This is a genomic window from Formosa sejongensis (assembly GCF_033447105.1).
Classification (GTDB): Bacteria; Bacteroidota; Bacteroidia; order Flavobacteriales; family Flavobacteriaceae; genus Formosa.
Genome location: NZ_JAWQUN010000005.1, coordinates 155,918 through 172,563 on the forward strand (window position 1 = coordinate 155,918; position 16,646 = coordinate 172,563).

At 32.5% G+C, this 16,646-nt stretch carries 15 protein-coding genes; 7 read left to right on the plus strand and 8 right to left on the minus strand.

Features of this window, described 5'->3' with window-relative positions; translation table 11 throughout:
- Window positions 1–3: 3 nt before the first annotated feature.
- The gene (thiH, locus tag R6X41_RS07730; RefSeq protein ID WP_318499002.1) at window positions 4–1,116 is read left to right on the plus strand and encodes a 2-iminoacetate synthase ThiH; all 1,113 of its coding nucleotides are present in this window, start codon (window positions 4–6) and stop codon (window positions 1,114–1,116) included.
- A gap of 16 nt (window positions 1,117–1,132) precedes the next feature.
- The gene (locus tag R6X41_RS07735) at window positions 1,133–2,188 is read left to right on the plus strand and encodes a HesA/MoeB/ThiF family protein (RefSeq protein ID WP_318499004.1); all 1,056 of its coding nucleotides are present in this window, start codon (window positions 1,133–1,135) and stop codon (window positions 2,186–2,188) included.
- Window positions 2,189–2,266: 78 nt separating this feature from the next.
- Here R6X41_RS07735 and R6X41_RS07740 read toward each other — a convergent pair whose 3' ends face one another.
- On the minus strand, window positions 2,267–3,070 hold the full coding sequence (locus R6X41_RS07740) for a DUF1853 family protein (RefSeq protein ID WP_318499005.1): 804 nt from the start codon (window positions 3,068–3,070) through the stop codon (window positions 2,267–2,269).
- A gap of 469 nt (window positions 3,071–3,539) precedes the next feature.
- Between R6X41_RS07740 and R6X41_RS07745 the strand changes: the two genes are divergently transcribed.
- The 3 genes from R6X41_RS07745 (at window position 3,540) to R6X41_RS07755 (ending at window position 6,350) form a co-directional block, all read left to right on the plus strand.
- Window positions 3,540–5,093, plus strand: a complete 1,554-nt coding sequence (locus tag R6X41_RS07745) for a DEAD/DEAH box helicase (protein ID WP_318499007.1) — start codon at window positions 3,540–3,542, stop codon at window positions 5,091–5,093.
- Window positions 5,094–5,595: 502 nt separating this feature from the next.
- Complete coding sequence (locus tag R6X41_RS07750; RefSeq protein ID WP_318499008.1) at window positions 5,596–5,976, plus strand: hypothetical protein; 381 nt, start codon at window positions 5,596–5,598, stop codon at window positions 5,974–5,976.
- A gap of 2 nt (window positions 5,977–5,978) precedes the next feature.
- A complete protein-coding gene (locus R6X41_RS07755; RefSeq protein ID WP_318499010.1) occupies window positions 5,979–6,350 on the plus strand; it encodes a hypothetical protein in 372 nt (123 codons plus the stop codon).
- Window positions 6,351–6,476: 126 nt separating this feature from the next.
- Here R6X41_RS07755 and rlmF read toward each other — a convergent pair whose 3' ends face one another.
- On the minus strand, window positions 6,477–7,352 hold the full coding sequence (rlmF, locus tag R6X41_RS07760; RefSeq protein WP_318499011.1) for a 23S rRNA (adenine(1618)-N(6))-methyltransferase RlmF: 876 nt from the start codon (window positions 7,350–7,352) through the stop codon (window positions 6,477–6,479).
- A 111-nt stretch (window positions 7,353–7,463) separates the two neighbouring features.
- Between rlmF and R6X41_RS07765 the strand changes: the two genes are divergently transcribed.
- A complete protein-coding gene (locus R6X41_RS07765; RefSeq protein WP_318499012.1) occupies window positions 7,464–8,582 on the plus strand; it encodes a DEAD/DEAH box helicase in 1,119 nt (372 codons plus the stop codon).
- A 1,634-nt stretch (window positions 8,583–10,216) separates the two neighbouring features.
- Here R6X41_RS07765 and R6X41_RS07770 read toward each other — a convergent pair.
- From R6X41_RS07770 to R6X41_RS07795, 6 genes are all read right to left on the minus strand, one after another.
- Complete coding sequence (locus R6X41_RS07770) at window positions 10,217–10,909, minus strand: type 1 glutamine amidotransferase domain-containing protein (RefSeq protein WP_318499013.1); 693 nt, start codon at window positions 10,907–10,909, stop codon at window positions 10,217–10,219.
- Between the two features lie 42 nt (window positions 10,910–10,951).
- Window positions 10,952–12,112: an iron-containing alcohol dehydrogenase gene (locus R6X41_RS07775; RefSeq protein WP_318499014.1), complete on the minus strand. Its 1,161-nt coding sequence runs from the start codon at window positions 12,110–12,112 to the stop codon at window positions 10,952–10,954.
- A gap of 83 nt (window positions 12,113–12,195) precedes the next feature.
- Complete coding sequence (locus R6X41_RS07780; protein ID WP_318499015.1) at window positions 12,196–12,846, minus strand: peroxiredoxin-like family protein; 651 nt, start codon at window positions 12,844–12,846, stop codon at window positions 12,196–12,198.
- 139 nt (window positions 12,847–12,985) lie between these two features.
- Complete coding sequence (locus R6X41_RS07785; protein ID WP_318499017.1) at window positions 12,986–13,984, minus strand: NADP-dependent oxidoreductase; 999 nt, start codon at window positions 13,982–13,984, stop codon at window positions 12,986–12,988.
- Between the two features lie 11 nt (window positions 13,985–13,995).
- A complete protein-coding gene (locus R6X41_RS07790) occupies window positions 13,996–14,628 on the minus strand; it encodes an NAD(P)H-dependent oxidoreductase (protein WP_318499019.1) in 633 nt (210 codons plus the stop codon).
- A 27-nt stretch (window positions 14,629–14,655) separates the two neighbouring features.
- Window positions 14,656–15,234, minus strand: coding sequence for a TetR/AcrR family transcriptional regulator (locus R6X41_RS07795; protein ID WP_318499021.1), 579 nt, complete (start codon window positions 15,232–15,234; stop codon window positions 14,656–14,658).
- 156 nt (window positions 15,235–15,390) lie between these two features.
- Between R6X41_RS07795 and R6X41_RS07800 the strand changes: the two genes are divergently transcribed.
- Window positions 15,391–16,395, plus strand: coding sequence for a sugar kinase (locus R6X41_RS07800; protein WP_318499022.1), 1,005 nt, complete (start codon window positions 15,391–15,393; stop codon window positions 16,393–16,395).
- Window positions 16,396–16,646: the final 251 nt, after the last annotated feature.

Below are 16,646 nucleotides of genomic sequence, written 5' to 3' on the forward strand. Positions count from 1 at the left end.
AAAATGAGCACTTTTAAAACTGTTTTAGACCAATATAGTTGGAACGATACTTTAGAAGGTATTTATAATAAAACCGAGAGTGATGTTTTACATGCTTTAGGGAAATCGACTCGAGATTTAGAAGATTTTAAAGCCTTAATTTCTCCCGCAGCACAACCGTATTTAGAAGATATGGCGCAATTAAGTCAGCAGATTACAAAGAAACGTTTCGGAAATACTATACAGATGTATGCTCCGATGTATTTGAGCAACGAGTGCCAAAATATTTGCACCTATTGCGGATTTAGTATGACGAATAAGATTCCGCGTAGAACGTTAACTGATACAGAAATTTTAAAAGAAACGGCTTTTTTAAAATCGAAAGGTTACGATCATATTTTATTGGTTACTGGTGAAGCAAATAGAACGGTAGGCTTGGAGTATCTTAAAAATGCGATTCAACTTATTAGATCTCAATTTTCGAATGTTACAATAGAAGTTCAACCGTTAGATCAAGACGAATATGAATTATTAATCGAAAACGGCTTATATGCAGTTTTGGTTTATCAGGAAACATACCATCGAGACGAATATAAAAAACATCATCCGAAAGGGAAAAAATCTAATTTCGATTACCGTTTAGAAACACCCGATCGTTTAGGTAAAGCAGGAATTCATAAAATAGGTTTAGGCAGTTTATATGGCTTAGAAGATTGGAGAGCCGATAGTTTTTTTACGGCACTTCACTTTAAATACCTTCAAAAAACTTATTGGAAAACAAAATATTCCATGTCTTTTCCGCGTTTACGTCCGTTTTCTGGGGGATTAGAACCTAAAGTAGAAATGACAGATCACGATTTAGTTCAGCTTATTTGTGCGTTTAGATTGTTAGATGAAGATGTAGAATTATCGATGTCTACGAGAGAAAGTGAATTATTTCGAAATCATATTGTAAATTTGGGTATCACATCTATCAGTGCGGAATCCAAAACGAATCCAGGAGGTTATGTGGTTGAAAAACAATCGTTAGAGCAGTTTGAGATTTCAGACGAAAGACCAACAGAAGTCGTGGCAGAAATGTTAAAATCTAAAGGATTAGAAGTTGTTTGGAAAGATTGGGAAAACAATTGGCAATAATTATTAAATTTACAGCATGCTAAATAAAGAAGAACATTTACAATACAAGCGCCATTTAACTTTAGAAGACATTGGCGAAGTTGGTCAGAACAAACTAAAAGGTGCCAAGGTTTTAGTTGTTGGAGCTGGTGGTTTAGGCTGCCCAATACTACAATATTTAACAGCTGCTGGAGTTGGAACTATTGGTATTATAGATCACGATAGTGTGGATCAGACCAATTTGCAACGTCAGGTTTTATATGGGTATAATGATATTGGAAAATTTAAAGTGTCTTGTGCAATTTCTAAATTAGAACAGCTCAATAAATTTGTAAAATTCAAATCTTATATTGAACGTTTAACCAAGGTAAACGCTATTAAATTATTCAAACAGTATGATATTATTGTTGATGGAACCGATAATTTTAGCACCCGTTATTTAGTAAATGATGCCGCTGTTTTAAGTGAAAGACCTGTTGTTTTTGGGTCTATTTTTAAGTTTGAAGGTCAGGTTACGGTTTACAATTACAAAAATGGTCCTACCTATAGATGTTTATTTCCAAAACCATCTGAAGAATCACAAAACTGCGAAGTAGCCGGTGTTTTAGGTGTTTTACCTGGCATTGTAGGCTTATTACAAGCCAATGAGGTTATTAAAATAATTTGTGAAATAGGAGAGGTGTTAACCGGAAAACTATTAATTTTTAATGCATTATCAATGAGTCAAAATTTATTGACTTACGACAAAACAGTTCATGCTCATGTGACGTATATTGCAGATATCGATGAATATTTCAATATAAATAGCTCCATGAAATCTTTAACGTTCAGTGAATACCTAAAACATAAAGATAACTTGTTTGTGTTAGATGTAAGAACTTTAAAAGAACACGATATGTTTCATTTGTCTCACGATTACCATATACCTTTAAAAGAATTAAACGAACGTTATTTTGAAATTGATACTAAAAAACCAATTTTGGTATATTGCCAATCTGGAAGACGTAGTATTCAAGCAGTAAAACTTTTAAAATCATTAAAGATGCAAAACAAATTATATAATTTAAAAGACGGATTACAACAACCTATTTAGTTTTTCTGGGTGTTAGGTGTTAGGTGTTAGTTAATGTTGAAATTTTTCAGTTAGTCTGCGATACTTAGATTATATATTTTACCACCAGACCACAAAGCATTTTTCGGTTATACCATTTGGATATTTAATCCAACATAAAGGCGATGTTTGTCTAGAAATTAAGGGTTCTAATTCTGTAATAAAGTTTGAAAACGTGAGCCAAGCGCATTGTATTTCAATATCGCAAAGCCAGTCTATTTTTTCAGGAATACTAAATTTACAATCTTCAAATTGCTTTAAGTTATTAAAGGACACATAGAAACCAACGATACACTCCGAATTAATGTCTTTAAAAGCATTAGTTTTTAAATGTATAGGCACAAACAATTGTGCTTTAAAATATACGTGTTGTATGATTGTTTCTGAAGACATTTGTAAAGCATCAAGATACTTTTTTGTTTCAGGATTATAGAGTAGTGGTAGTTGTTTCTCTTTTAATTTTGTTAGTTTTTCTATAAAACTATCTTTTCTATTGGGACCGATCCAATGTTCAAATTCTGTCGTTCCAACTTCAGGATCGTATAAATAAAACTTGTAGACTATTTCTAAATGAATCAGTTGATCATCTTGTTTTAAAATACAATCAATTTCACCAATGGTACGTTTTTGTTTCTGAATTTGAAGATTTTCAACAATAATTTTAATGTTTTCATGCTGTTTTAACTCGAAACCAACAAAACGTTCTACTAATTTCCCTAATCTCAAACGTTTTTCAACACTACTATTAAAAGGAGCAAGTATCGATTTCTGCATTGAATATTGAGTAATTCCCCAACTGTTTTTACCTTGCCAAAGTACAGGTGTGTTTAAATATCCTATAAAATTCTTGGGAATCGAACTCATACATTAGCTTTTAAATAGCGCCATAAATGTAACAAAAATTTAATATTAGATCTGTTTTAAGGCTAATCTCTATTTGCCTTTTTTTGAAATATAAAGAGAGCTCTTGGTATAAAAACGCACATCATATATTTAAATTTAGTGACCATAGGATATTCTAATTTTTACTTTATGAGTTTCATGTGTTTTTATAAGTACAATCTGATAACCAAGTACTTTTTAGGAATGGAATTATGATGTTAATCATATTAAAGTGGAATTAAAAGATAAGGATTAGGTGTTAAATGTTTAAGATAATTTTTAGTGTTAGTTGATTCATAATTAATTCATTATAAAATTTTAATATTCTTATTATATTTTGGTTTTTTATCATTTGAAGTATAAATCAACTGCGTGTCAATAATTTCTGATGAATTATGCATAAAAACCCTAGAAAAGGCCGTATTTTTGCATTCCTTAAAACTTATTTTAAATGTCAGTTACAGCTACAGATTTAGCAGAAAGAAACGCCGGAAAAGATTTATACAGTTACCAAAAAGGAGCGATAAACAAGATTTTCCAATGTTTTGAAGAAGCTCCAGAAGATTATCATTTACTGTATCAATTACCAACTGGTGGTGGGAAAACTGTAATATTTTCTGAAATTGTAAGGCAATATTTAAAGCATCATAATAGGAAAGTACTTGTTATGACACACCGTATTGAGTTGTGTAAACAAACGTCGGGTATGTTAACCGAGTTTGGTGTTTCTAATAAAGTAATCCACAGTAAAGCCAATCTAGATGATCAAGCAGATTTTAGTTGTTTTGTGGCCATGGTCGAAACGCTTAATAACAGATTAAATGATGGTCAACTTGATATTTCAGATGTTGGTTTAATTATTATTGATGAAGCGCATTACAATTCCTTTACTAAATTATTTAAGTTTTTCGAGAAGTCTTTCATCTTAGGAGTAACAGCAACACCTTTAAGTTCGAATATTAAATTACCAATGAATGATAACTACAACGAATTAATCGTTGGAGAAACTATTCAATCTTTAATAGAAAACGAATTCTTGGCACGTGCCGAAGTTTATTCTTACAATGTTGGTTTAACCTCTTTAGTTGTTGGTGCAAATGGAGATTATACCGTAAAATCTTCTGAAGATTTATATACCAATAGCGACATGCTTGGTAAATTAATTCAAGCTTACGAAGAACGTTCTAAACATAAAAAAACACTTATTTTTAATAACGGTATTAATACGTCTCTTCATGTATACGATACATTTAGGGCAGCAGGATATCCTGTCGCGCATTTAGATAATACGAATACAAAGAAAGAACGTAAAAAAATATTAAAATGGTTTAAAGAAACACCAGATGCGATTCTTACATCGGTAAGTATTTTAACCACAGGTTTCGATGAGCCAACTGTAGATTCTATTATTTTAAATCGTGCTACAAAATCGTTGACTTTATATTACCAAATGATTGGTCGTGGATCTCGTATTTTAAAAAATAAATCGAAGTTTAATGTAATCGACTTAGGTAATAACTTCCATCGTTTTGGTCCTTGGGGAGCAGATTTAGATTGGCAGAAAATATTTAGATCTCCTAATTTCTATTTAGATGGAATTATGAGTGACGAAGAATTAGAAGAGAATTTTAGATACGAAATGCCAGACGAATTACGTGCTGAATTTGGTAAATCTAACTCTGTCTATTTTGATGTTAAAAAAACCTATATTGATTCTATTAGAAAAGGAGAGTCTTCAAAAGTTGTTTTAGAACGCTCTATCATACATCACGCATATATTTGTACAGAAAACAGCGAAGATATGTACGATGCTTTAGCACTTGCTAAAATGCTAGGAGACGATATAGATTATCGTATTCAGCGTTACACCAAATGCATTAGTAAAAGTACTTTTAATTTTGTAGAATGGTTACGCGACGATTATCGTAAAAAATTACGTGCTTATATTCGTGAAAATTTCGATGAGTTATTTGAAGAAATAAACGGATTTCCTCCCGAAGATTAGATTATAACTATCTGAGAATATTTATGATTCTATTTGTATATTCTTTTTAACTTATACAATATAAAAAATGTCCTTCAATTTAAAACTGAAGGACATTTTTTGTTTAACACGTCTTGCAGAACTCGTTTCAGTATCTCATTATTATTAAACCCATTGTTACTATTTACGATTACTGTCAACTTGATCGGATTCGAAAGTCTTCCTAGCCTTATCTTGACTACGCTCGATAGTTATTAAGGTTCAGTAAAGAACAAAAAAGCGTATTCAATTTTAACTGAAATCTATTTCCCCTAGAATTTAAACACAACTTAATATGGTTTAAATATAAAAAATATCACATAAAAACATAAATATATTTATATTTAATATATATTTGCATATAGTTTTAATTATAGACTTTGTTTTTAAAGATCAAACAGATTATTAATATATTATGTAGTCATTTGGCCAAAAGTAAAAACTGAAAAAATTTAGATTATATAACAAATAAATATTAAATATAATGGAACAAAAAATTAAAGATTCAGAGATACTAGCTAATGTCGCTAGTGCTTTAAGGTTGACAAACAATGGACTGGCTACGGCATTAGAGTATAAATCTCCTGCTTCAATATATCATGTTATCAATGGTGTAAATGCTTTGTCAAAAGGAATGATAGACAAGATTATAAAATATTTTCCGAATGTAAATAGAGTTTATTTAGAAAAGGGTGAAGCTCCTATAATTCTTGAAGGTGAATCTTTACAAACTCAATTGGATTTCATGAATATGGGTATTAATAAGGAATTTGATTTGATTAGAAAATTTGCAAATTTACCAGACGAAATTTCAGAGATAAAGGAGCTACTAATTAGTCTTCATGAAAAAATTGACAATAAATAATTATGAATACAATTGGAGAAAGAGTTGAATTTTTAAGAAAACATGAAGGATTGTCTTATAATGATTTAGCTCGTAATTTGGAAAGTATTACTGCAGATGGAATCCGTAAAGCTATTGTTAATGATAGAGTTAAGGCTTATCATATTAATATGCTTCATGATAAATTAGGTTGGGATTGTTCCTTCATATTAACAGGGGAGTATTCAGAAAAAAAAGATAAAGAAGTGGATAAAAGTTTAATTAGACCAGATGAAGTTGTATTGAACAAAAAAATCGCTTTTGAAGTTAATATTCAAATGGCTGAACTACAAAAACAAATTGTAGAATTAAGAGGGGATCTGACTAAGCTTATGTTTCATTTAATCTCAAAATAAAGAATCAAATTAACTTCAGCCTTTTCATTTTAAATGTACGAAATGAAATACAGATATGTTTGCCGGGCGAATTCGAAAGAGACAATCTAAGTTAACTATAGGTTGTCTCTTTTCATAATATTTATTCTAAGAAGCCACTACCTCAGCAAATGTCCAAGCTAAAATTCTGCTTTTCTTATTTCCTTGTTCCATAGACATGGTTTTATGAGTCGCTTTTAACTTATCCAGTTGCTTTTTTAACTTACTTAAATTTTCTTGTTTAGAAACTAAAGTCGTAAACCAATTTACCTGATTTTTAAACGCGGCACTTTGCTTAATCATACGTTTAATAAATAAAGCTTCACCGCCATTACACCATAATTCGTGAGCTTGTCCTCCAAAATTCAATTCTGCTGGACCAGCTTTCTTAAGGTTTTTTAGTTTTTGCTTAGTCGTACGTATAGCTTCTTCTTCAGAATTAAAGAAAGGCGGATTACACATGGTAAATGTATAATGTTCGTTAGGTTTTATAATACCTTCAAAAATATTAGCCGGATCAGGTTGGTGTCTGATATCTATTTTTTTAAGTAATGGAGGGGTTAAAATCACATTATGCTTTGCACTTTCTACAGCACTTAAACTCGTATCACAACCTACCATTTTCCAATCATAAATTTGAGCTCCCAGAATAGGGTAGATATTATTTGCTCCAACACCAACATCAAGACCCATTACATTTTCATTAAGTTTTTCAACTTCTAACAAATCATGAATATGGTGAATATAATCTGCACGTCCAGGAATGGGCGGACATAAATAACCTTTCGGAATTCTCCAATCTGTTAAATTGTAATCGGCAATTAAAATGGCTTTATTTAAATGAAAAACAGCATCACTTTTCTCAAAATAGATGGTTTTTTGGTGTGTTAGTGGACTAGTGAATACAAACGAGCTTAATTTTGGATACGCTTGAATTAATGCATCAAAATCGTAAGATTTTTTATGCTTATTTTTAGAGTGCATAGATATAATTTGCGACAAAGATAAACTAAAATTAAGCAACATTTCAGAAATCCAAATTTGTATTAGACCACGCTTTAAATTAGTATACCTTTGCAATCTGAAAAATATATTATGGCATCATTTAAACATTTAGGTGTAGAACAAGAATTTATACAAGCTTTAAAAGAATTAGGGATAAAACACCCTAGTGAAATTCAAGAAAAAGCAATTCCGGTTTTACTAAAATCTAATACAGATTTTATTGGCTTAGCACAAACAGGAACAGGAAAAACAGCCGCTTTTGGTTTACCAGTACTTCAAAATATAGATCCAAAATTAAATCACGTCCAAGCTTTAATTTTAGCACCTACACGTGAATTGGTTCAACAAATAAAAAAACAACTTTTTAAATTCACTAAATATTCCGATTCGAAAATCTTTGTTGAAGGTGTTTATGGCGGTGAAAAAATAGATATTCAAATTCAAAATTTAAGACGTACTACTCATGTTATTGTTGCAACTCCAGGGCGTTTAAACGATTTATTAGATAGAAAAATTATAGATATTAGAAAAGTAAATACGGTTATTTTAGATGAAGCTGACGAAATGCTAAGCATGGGGTTTAAAGAAGCATTAACTAAAATTCTTGATCATACACCAACATCTAAAAATACATGGTTGTTTTCTGCAACTATTCCATCGGGAATTCAGCAAATTATAGATCAGTATATGTCACCAAAAGCAGTTCGTGTAGTTGTAAATAAAGATGAACTTGTAAATGCTAACATCTCTCATGCTTATATTACGACGACAATTGATCAAAAACAAAATGTAATTTTGACACTCTTGGAATCAAGACCAGACGATCGTGGTATTATTTTTTGTAGAACAAAAGCAGGGACACAAAGTTTGACAGAATTCTTGAAGAATGAAGGCTTTTCTGTTGAAGCTTTAGAAGGGGATATGCAACAACGTGATCGCGATAAAGTGATGCGTGCCTTTAAAAAAGGAAACTTACAAGTCCTTATTTCTACTGATGTATCTGCTCGTGGAATTGATGTTAACGATTTAGCGTTTGTATTACACCACCAACTTCCGGAGCATTTAGAATATTATACACACCGTAGCGGACGAACAGCTCGTGCGGGAAAAACTGGACAGTCTATCGCTTTAATTTTAGGTAGTGAATTAAAACGTGTTCATGAAATGAATAAAGAATTGGGTATTAAGTTTAAGGAGATTTCTATATAAAAAAGATATGAGACCGCTGCGCTTTTAGAATCAAGAATCAAGATTTTTAATTGTAGTGAATTAACACGCAGATATAAATGTATAGGGTGCTTGAGCGGAGTCGAAAGCTTTTTAAACATATCTCGACTCCGCTCGATAACCTTCATATTCAAGTATAAAGCATAAAACAATTAGATATTAGATGTGATACCGCTGCGCTGTTAGATAAAAGAATCAAGATTTATAAACTATGTTGATTAACAATGCAGATATAAATGTATAGGTTGCTTGAGCGGAGTCGAAAGATTTTTTAGCATATCTCGACTCCGCTCGATAACCTTTCATGTTCATATATAAAGCATAAAACGACTAGATATTAGACGTGAGACCGCTGCGCTGTTAGATAAAAGAATCAAGATTTATAAACTATGTTGATTAACAATGCAGATATAAATGTATTGGTTGCTTGAGCGGAGTCGAAAGCTTTTTAAGCCATATCTCGAGTCCGCTCGATAACCTTTCATGTTCAAACATAAAGCATAAAAGTGTTTAGATTAGAGACCGCTACGCTTTTAGATAAAAGAATCAAGATTTATAGACTATGTTAATTAACAACACAAATATAAATGTATAGGGTGCTTGAGCGGAGTCGAAAGTTTTTTTAGTCATATCTCGACTCCGCTCGATAGCCTTTCATGTTCAAATATAAAGCATAAAACAACTAGATATTAGATATGAGACCGCTGCGCTTTTAGAATCAAGAATCAAGATTTTTGATTGTGGTGAATTAACACGCAGATATAAATGTATAGGGTGCTTGAGCGGAGTCGAAAGCTTTTTAAGCCATATCTCGACTCCGCTCGATAACCTTCATATTCAAGTATAAAGTATAAGACAACTAGATTTTAGATTAGAGACCGCTACGCTTTTAGATAAAAGAATCAAGATTTATAAATTATGTTGATTAACAATGCAGATATAAATGTATAGGTTGCTTGAGCGGAGTCGAAAGCTTTTTAAACATATCTCGACTCCGCTCGATAACCTTTCATGTTCTAGTATAAAGCATAAAATAACTAGATATTAGATGTGAGACCGCTACGCTTTTAGAATCAAGATTTATAAACTATGTTAATTAACAACACAAATATAAATGTATAGGGTGCTTCAGCGGAGTCGAAAGCTTTTTTAGCATATCTCGACTCCGCTCGATAACCTTCATATTCAAGTATAAAGTATAAAACAACTAGATATTAGACGTGAGACCGCTGCGCTGTTAGATAAAAGAATCAAGATTTATAAACTATGTTAATTAACAACACAAATATAAATGTATAGGGTGCTTCAGCGGAGTCGAAAGCTTTTTAAACATATCTCGACTCCGCTCGATAACCTTCATATTCAAGTATAAAGTATAAGACAACTAGATATTAGATGTGAGACCGCTACGCTTTTAGATAAAAGAATCAAGATTTATAAACTATGTTAATTAACAACACAAATATAAATGTATAGGGTGCTTCAGCGGAGTCGAAAGCTTTTTAAGCCATATCTCGACTCTGCTCGATAACCTTTCATGTTCTAGTATAAAAACAAAAGCCTTCATTCTGTAATAGAATAAAGGCTTTTTAATTGTGTATATAGGAAAATATAAATTATCCGTTTATTAAAGGTTTTATCACTTTTAAAAGTGTTTCAGCAACCAATTCAGACGAAGCTGGATTTTGACCTGTAATTAAATTACTATCTGTTACCACATGTACGCCCCAATCGTCTCCTTTAGAGTATGTTCCACCGTTTTCTTTTAGCATATCTTCAACTAAAAAAGGAACCACATCTGTTAATTGTACGGCAGCTTCTTCAGAATTTGAGAATCCTGTTACATTTTTTCCTTTTACTAGAGGTGTTCCGTCTGCATTCTTTACACTTTTTAAAGCAGCAGGTGCATGACATACAAATCCGATTGGTTTTTTAGCAGCGTTAAAATCTTCAATTAATTTAATTGATGTTTCGTCGTTTGCTAAATCCCAAAGTGGTCCATGTCCTCCTGGATAAAATACAGCTTCATAATCACTAGCTTTTATAGTGGATAATTTTACTGTATGTTCAATTTTATCTTTAGTAACAGCATCCGTTTCAAAACGTTTTGTTGCTGCCGTTGCTGTCTCTTCAGTATCACTACTAGGGTCTATTGGAGCTTTTCCTCCTTTAGGTGTTGCAATCGTTATATCTGCACCATTATCTAATAAAGCATAGTAAGGACTTGCGAATTCTTCTATCCAAAATCCTGTTTTTTTACCTGTATTTCCTAATTCATCATGTGATGTTAAAACAAATAATATTTTCATAATTCTTGATTTTTAAGTTAATAATTAAAGTTTAAAAACAAATTAGTAAGCCATTCTTACTATGTTTTCGGCATCTGCTGGTTTTAAGCTTTTATGCTCTCCCAAACCTAACCAACCACGATCTGTAAATCGTTTGGAAATAATTTCTGCAGTTCCTTCATAGGCATCTGTGTATTTAGATAATTTAGTATCTATGCCCATTTGGTTAAAGAAACTCTCCGTTTTTTCAATGGCTGCGTAAGCTTTATCTTCTAAAGAACCTTCAGTAATATTCCAAATACGTTCTGCATATTGCGCTAATTTTTCCTTTTTAGTTTCGAAATTATATTGGTAATGACTTGGTGCTATAATCGCTAAAGTTCTAGCGTGATCAATACCATAAAGTGCAGTCAACTCATGTCCGATGGCATGGATGGCCCAATCTGTAGGCACTCCTTTTTGAATCAATCCGTTTAACGCCATGGTACAACTCCACATATAATTAGAAGCTGCTTCATAATCTGTTGGGTCTTTCAATATTTTCGGAGCGACTTCTAAAAGCGTTTGCATGATACTTTCAGCAAAACGATCTTGAAGCAATGCACCAGCAGGGTAGGTCATATATTGCTCTAAAACATGAGTAAAGGCATCTGTAATTCCATTAACCAACTGACGTTTTGGAATGGATGTTATGACTTGAGGATCTAGAATGGAAAACTGTGGAAACAATCCTGCACCGCCCATTCCTAATTTCTCTTTCGTTTCTTTATTGGTGATTACTGCTCCAGAATTCATTTCCGAACCTGTTGCAGGCATAGTCAATACAACTCCAAAGGGCATCGCTTTTAATGTCGGTTTTGCGTTGGCTAGAATATCCCAAGGCGTGTCACCTTCGAATAGAGCAGCAGCCGACAAGAATTTAGTGCCATCAATAACAGAACCACCACCAACAGCTAATAAATAAGTAATCTCTTTTTCTTTTATAACTTGAAGCGCATCCAATAATACCGAATATTCTGGGTTGGCAGGAATACCACTAAATTCAACATGTTCAATATCTTTTAAGGCTGTTTTTACTTGATCGTAAATACCGTTCTTTTTAATACTTCCACCACCATAAAGCACTAACACTTTAGCATCTGATGGAATTTCCTCGGATACTTTAGCAATCGTATCTTTTCCGAAAATAATTTTTGTTGGATTCTTAAATTCAAAATTGTTCATGATCCTTAGTTTTATATATTTAATCCTACTTATTCTTTTTAACTCTAATCCTTGTCGCTTAATATATCGACCCAACTAATAGTTTAAAATAACTTCTTTAAAGCTTCAATAATATCGCTTGGTTCAGCACGTGTTCTATAGTCTACATCTACAAAACGCCATTTTACTACACCATCACGTCCTAATACAAAGGTTGCTGGTATAGGTAACATAATGGCATTACCATTATTAATTTTTTCCAAATCTAATCCGCGATCTTCACGCATATGATCTTCTAAAAACTCTGGAATTCCCCAAGCTACTCCATATTGAAAAGCAACTTTTGCATCCTGATCAGACAATACACCAAAATCCATAGCTGTAATTTCATCGTCACTTAAACTAACATCGGGTACTTGCGGACTAATAGCTACTAAGTTTGCGCCTAACTCTTTAATTTCGCTTAAAATCTCCTGTAACGCTCTAATCTGTAAGTTGCAATACGGACACCAATCACCACGATAAAATGTAATCACTACAGGACCGTTTTCTAGTAAATTGTCTAAGGAAACATTTTTACCTCTAGCGTTTGGCAACTTAAAACTTGGTGCTTTTTCCCCAACTCTAATGGCGTTACCACCTTGTTCAAATGACTTAGCTTCTGCAATTGCAGCATCTACACCCTTCATAAACTCAGGGTTTTTTAATCGTCCTTCTGCTATTTTAGCGTCAGTTTGTTCTTTTAAGTTTTTCATTTTTTATACTTTATTTAGCTTTATATTTTTTTTTTGTTAAACTGAATTTGATTACTGTATTCATACTTTTAGTATTAAATCACAGTTAAAACAGTATGCCAAATTTAGTAATCAAAACTAAGAACACGATATATACGTATTATATTTTAACAATCATTTTACCTTTATTCTTTCCGCTAAATAAATCGATAAAAGCTTGTGGTGTATTTTCGAAACCTTCAACTATGGTTTCTGTATATTTTAATTGTCCTTTAGATAACCATTCTGATAATTGTTTCATGGCTTCAGGGAATTTTTCAGCATAATTAGACACGATAAAACCTTGCATTAACGCACTGTTTTTTACTAAAAATGGTTGAACACTTAAACCTGTTGGCATTTCAGTTTTGTTATATACCGAAATGGCTCCACAAATAATAAGACGTGCAAAACGATTTATACTGAATAATGCACTATCTGAAATCGGTCCACCCACATTGTCGAAATACACATCTACACCATCTGGACAAGCTGTTTTTATGGCTTGTGTCATATCGGTAGTCGTGTTATAATTTATAACATCATCGAAACCAAAATCACGTTTTAATAAGTCAACTTTCTCATCTGTACCAGCAATACCAACCACACGAAGACCTAATATTTTTCCAATTTGTCCCACAACGCTACCAACAGCTCCAGCAGCTCCAGAAACTAATAAAGTTTCACCAGCTTTGGGTTTTCCTATTTCTTGTAAACCTAAAAATGCAGTTAAACCTGTCATTCCTAAAACACCTAAATAGGCACTTAGAGGAGCAAGGTCTTTATTCACTTTTGTTAAACCTTCTCCGTTAGACACTTGTTGTGTTTTCCAAGCTAATAAACCGGAAACAAAGTCACCTTCCTTAAAGTTGTCGTTTTTAGAAGCTATAACTTCCGCTACAACACCAGAAGAAACCGGCTCGTTTAAATTAAATGGTGGCACATACGATTTTGCATCGCTCATGCGACCTCTTAGATACGGATCTACAGAAATGTATTTAGTTTCTAATATTATTTGACCTTCTGAAATACTTAAACTTTTATCGTCTTTTTGAAATTCAAAGTTTGATAATTGAGGTGTGCCTTGAGGTCTGCTTTTTAATAAAATTGTCTGGTTCATAATCTAAAAATTTAGTCTAAAACTGTTATTAAATCTTCTGTACTTTTTCTAACTTTTACTTGATTTGCTAACCAATCGCTAGATTCGTCTCTATAACCTAAAGGTAATAAAATGGCGCTTCTCAATCCTTTTTCACGTAATCCTAAAATTTTATCTACAGCTTCAGGATCGAAACCTTCCATTGGGGTAGCATCTACACCTTCGTAAGCCGCTGCAGCAATTGCTAATCCAAAAGCAATGTATGCTTGTTTCGCTGCATGTGTAAAATTCTCTTCAGCATCTTTTTGAGGGTATGTGCTTAATAACATTTGTCTATAAGCTTCAAAACCTTCATTCTCATAACCACGAATGCTATTTGTTAAATCGAATACCTTATTAATACGATCTGCAGTATAAGTATCCCAAGCCGCAAAAACTAATAAATGTGAGCAGTCGGTAACCACAGATTGGTTCCAAGCTACAGGTTTAATTTGTTCTTTAAGTTCTGGATTAGTCACTACAATAATTTCGAAAGGTTGCAATCCGCTAGACGTCGGTGCTAAACGTGCTGCTTCTAAAATACGATCTATTTTATCTTGTTCTACGACCTTTCCATTCATAGCTTTGGTTGCGTATCTCCAATTTAATTTATCTAATAATTCCATAAGTATATATTTGTAATGTTTAAGTTTTTATTTTTTAATACTTGCCCAAGCCGCTTGGTAGGCATCGTTTAAATGTTGTTTTGTAATTTTAAAATCCCCACGTTTATGGGCATTAAGTAAGAATGCTAATGGGTAAATACTATACGCATATAGTAAATGATGTGATATGGGTCTAATAATACCTTGTACTATCCCTTGATTCCAGAGGTCGAGTAGGGGCTTCAAGTTTTGAACACCTTCCTGTCTACTATCCATATCAATCATAGGTGTGTTTTCACATTGCGATAAGAAAAAACCTTTTTCAATATCTTTTAATTTATATGCTGCCATACGTCTCCAAACCATTTCAAATCCAGCTTCTACAGCCAAGTCTTCTGAAAAGGTTTCAAAAGCATACTGCATAAATTCTGCTTTTACTTCTTTATAGACTTGATTAATTAAATCTTGTTTGTTTTCAAAATACAAGTAAATCGTTGCAGGAGACACGTTAGCCATTTTGGCAATTTTAGCCATAGGAGCTGCGTGAAAGCCTTGATTATTTACCAAATTAATGGTGGCATTTACAAGTGCTGCGCGTTTGATTTCACTCTTTTTTAAAACCGTCATGATTTTTAATTTAGAGTACAAATGTATAATAAAAGAATAAACATTCATTTTTTATTGACTGTTTTAAGATGAGTTTAACGTATTAATCAATCTATTCTTACAAAGTGTATAAACAAAATTATATATTTAGATACTTAAACAAAACAAACTAAAAACATGAATAGAATTGTAACCTTTGGCGAAGTACTTATGAGGCTGTCTCCGCTAGGAAATAAGAAGATGAAACAAACCAATTTATTAGAGTATTATTTTGGTGGTACCGAGATTAATGTATCTATTTCTTTGGCTAATTTTGGAAATAAAGTAAAACATATTTCTTGTATTTCCGATGACTTTATAGGGAATACATGCATTGGTTATTTAAGACAATACAATGTAGATACTCGAGATATATACAGAACAAACAGACCTTTAGGAATGTATTTTTTAGAAGTTGGTGCTGTAATGCGACCAAGTACCATATCGTATAATCGTTCTAATTCTGCTTTTTCTGGGGTGACCCCAGATATGGTAAATTGGGATAAGGCGCTAGCTAAAGGAAATTGGTTTCATTGGACAGGAATTACACCAGGATTATCCAGAGGTGCTTACGATACTTTAAGAGAAGGTTTAAAAGCAGCTCAAGAAAAAGGAATTACCATTTCTTCAGATCCAACATACCGTAGTGGTTTATGGAAATATGGTGTAGATCCTAAAGATGCCATTCGTGATTTAATGCAATATGTCACTATTTTTATTGGTGGGATAAATGAGATTAATGAAATACTAGGTACAGAATATGGCTATGATAATGAGGATTTTGTTTCTGCGAGTAAAGCGTTGATTGAAAAGTATCCGAATGTCGAAAAGGTTTTTGATAAGATTAGAATTGCTATAAATGCATCTTGGCAGAAAATTAAAGCCAGAATGTGGAATGGTATAGAATTTAAAGAAACCGAAGCTATTGAAATTACACACATTGTAGATCGTATTGGAACCGGCGATGCATTTGCAGCTGGAATTATATACGGACTTTTAAACTACGATGATTATAAAGCCATGGAATTCGCAAGTGCAGCATGTGCATTAAAGCATACTTTTCCTGGTGATATAAATTATGCAACTGTCGAAGATGTAAATCATTTACTATCGGGTAATACTGGTGGCAGATTAGTAAGATAAACTAAAAGAGTGCGAGAGCATTCTTAATTTTCTATTTTACATAATATTAATTATAGAACAAATTACAACAATTAACCTAATAGCGCATTTCAGCGCTATTTGACATAATCGCAGATGTAATAACACCTTAGTGTTTTATATCGTTAGTGATTATGTACAAGTTAATTGTGGCTTCTTAAATACGATTATTTAAACGACTACAAAGCGCTTTTTTATCTGGTTCATAAATCGTGTATTTGATTTAATCTACG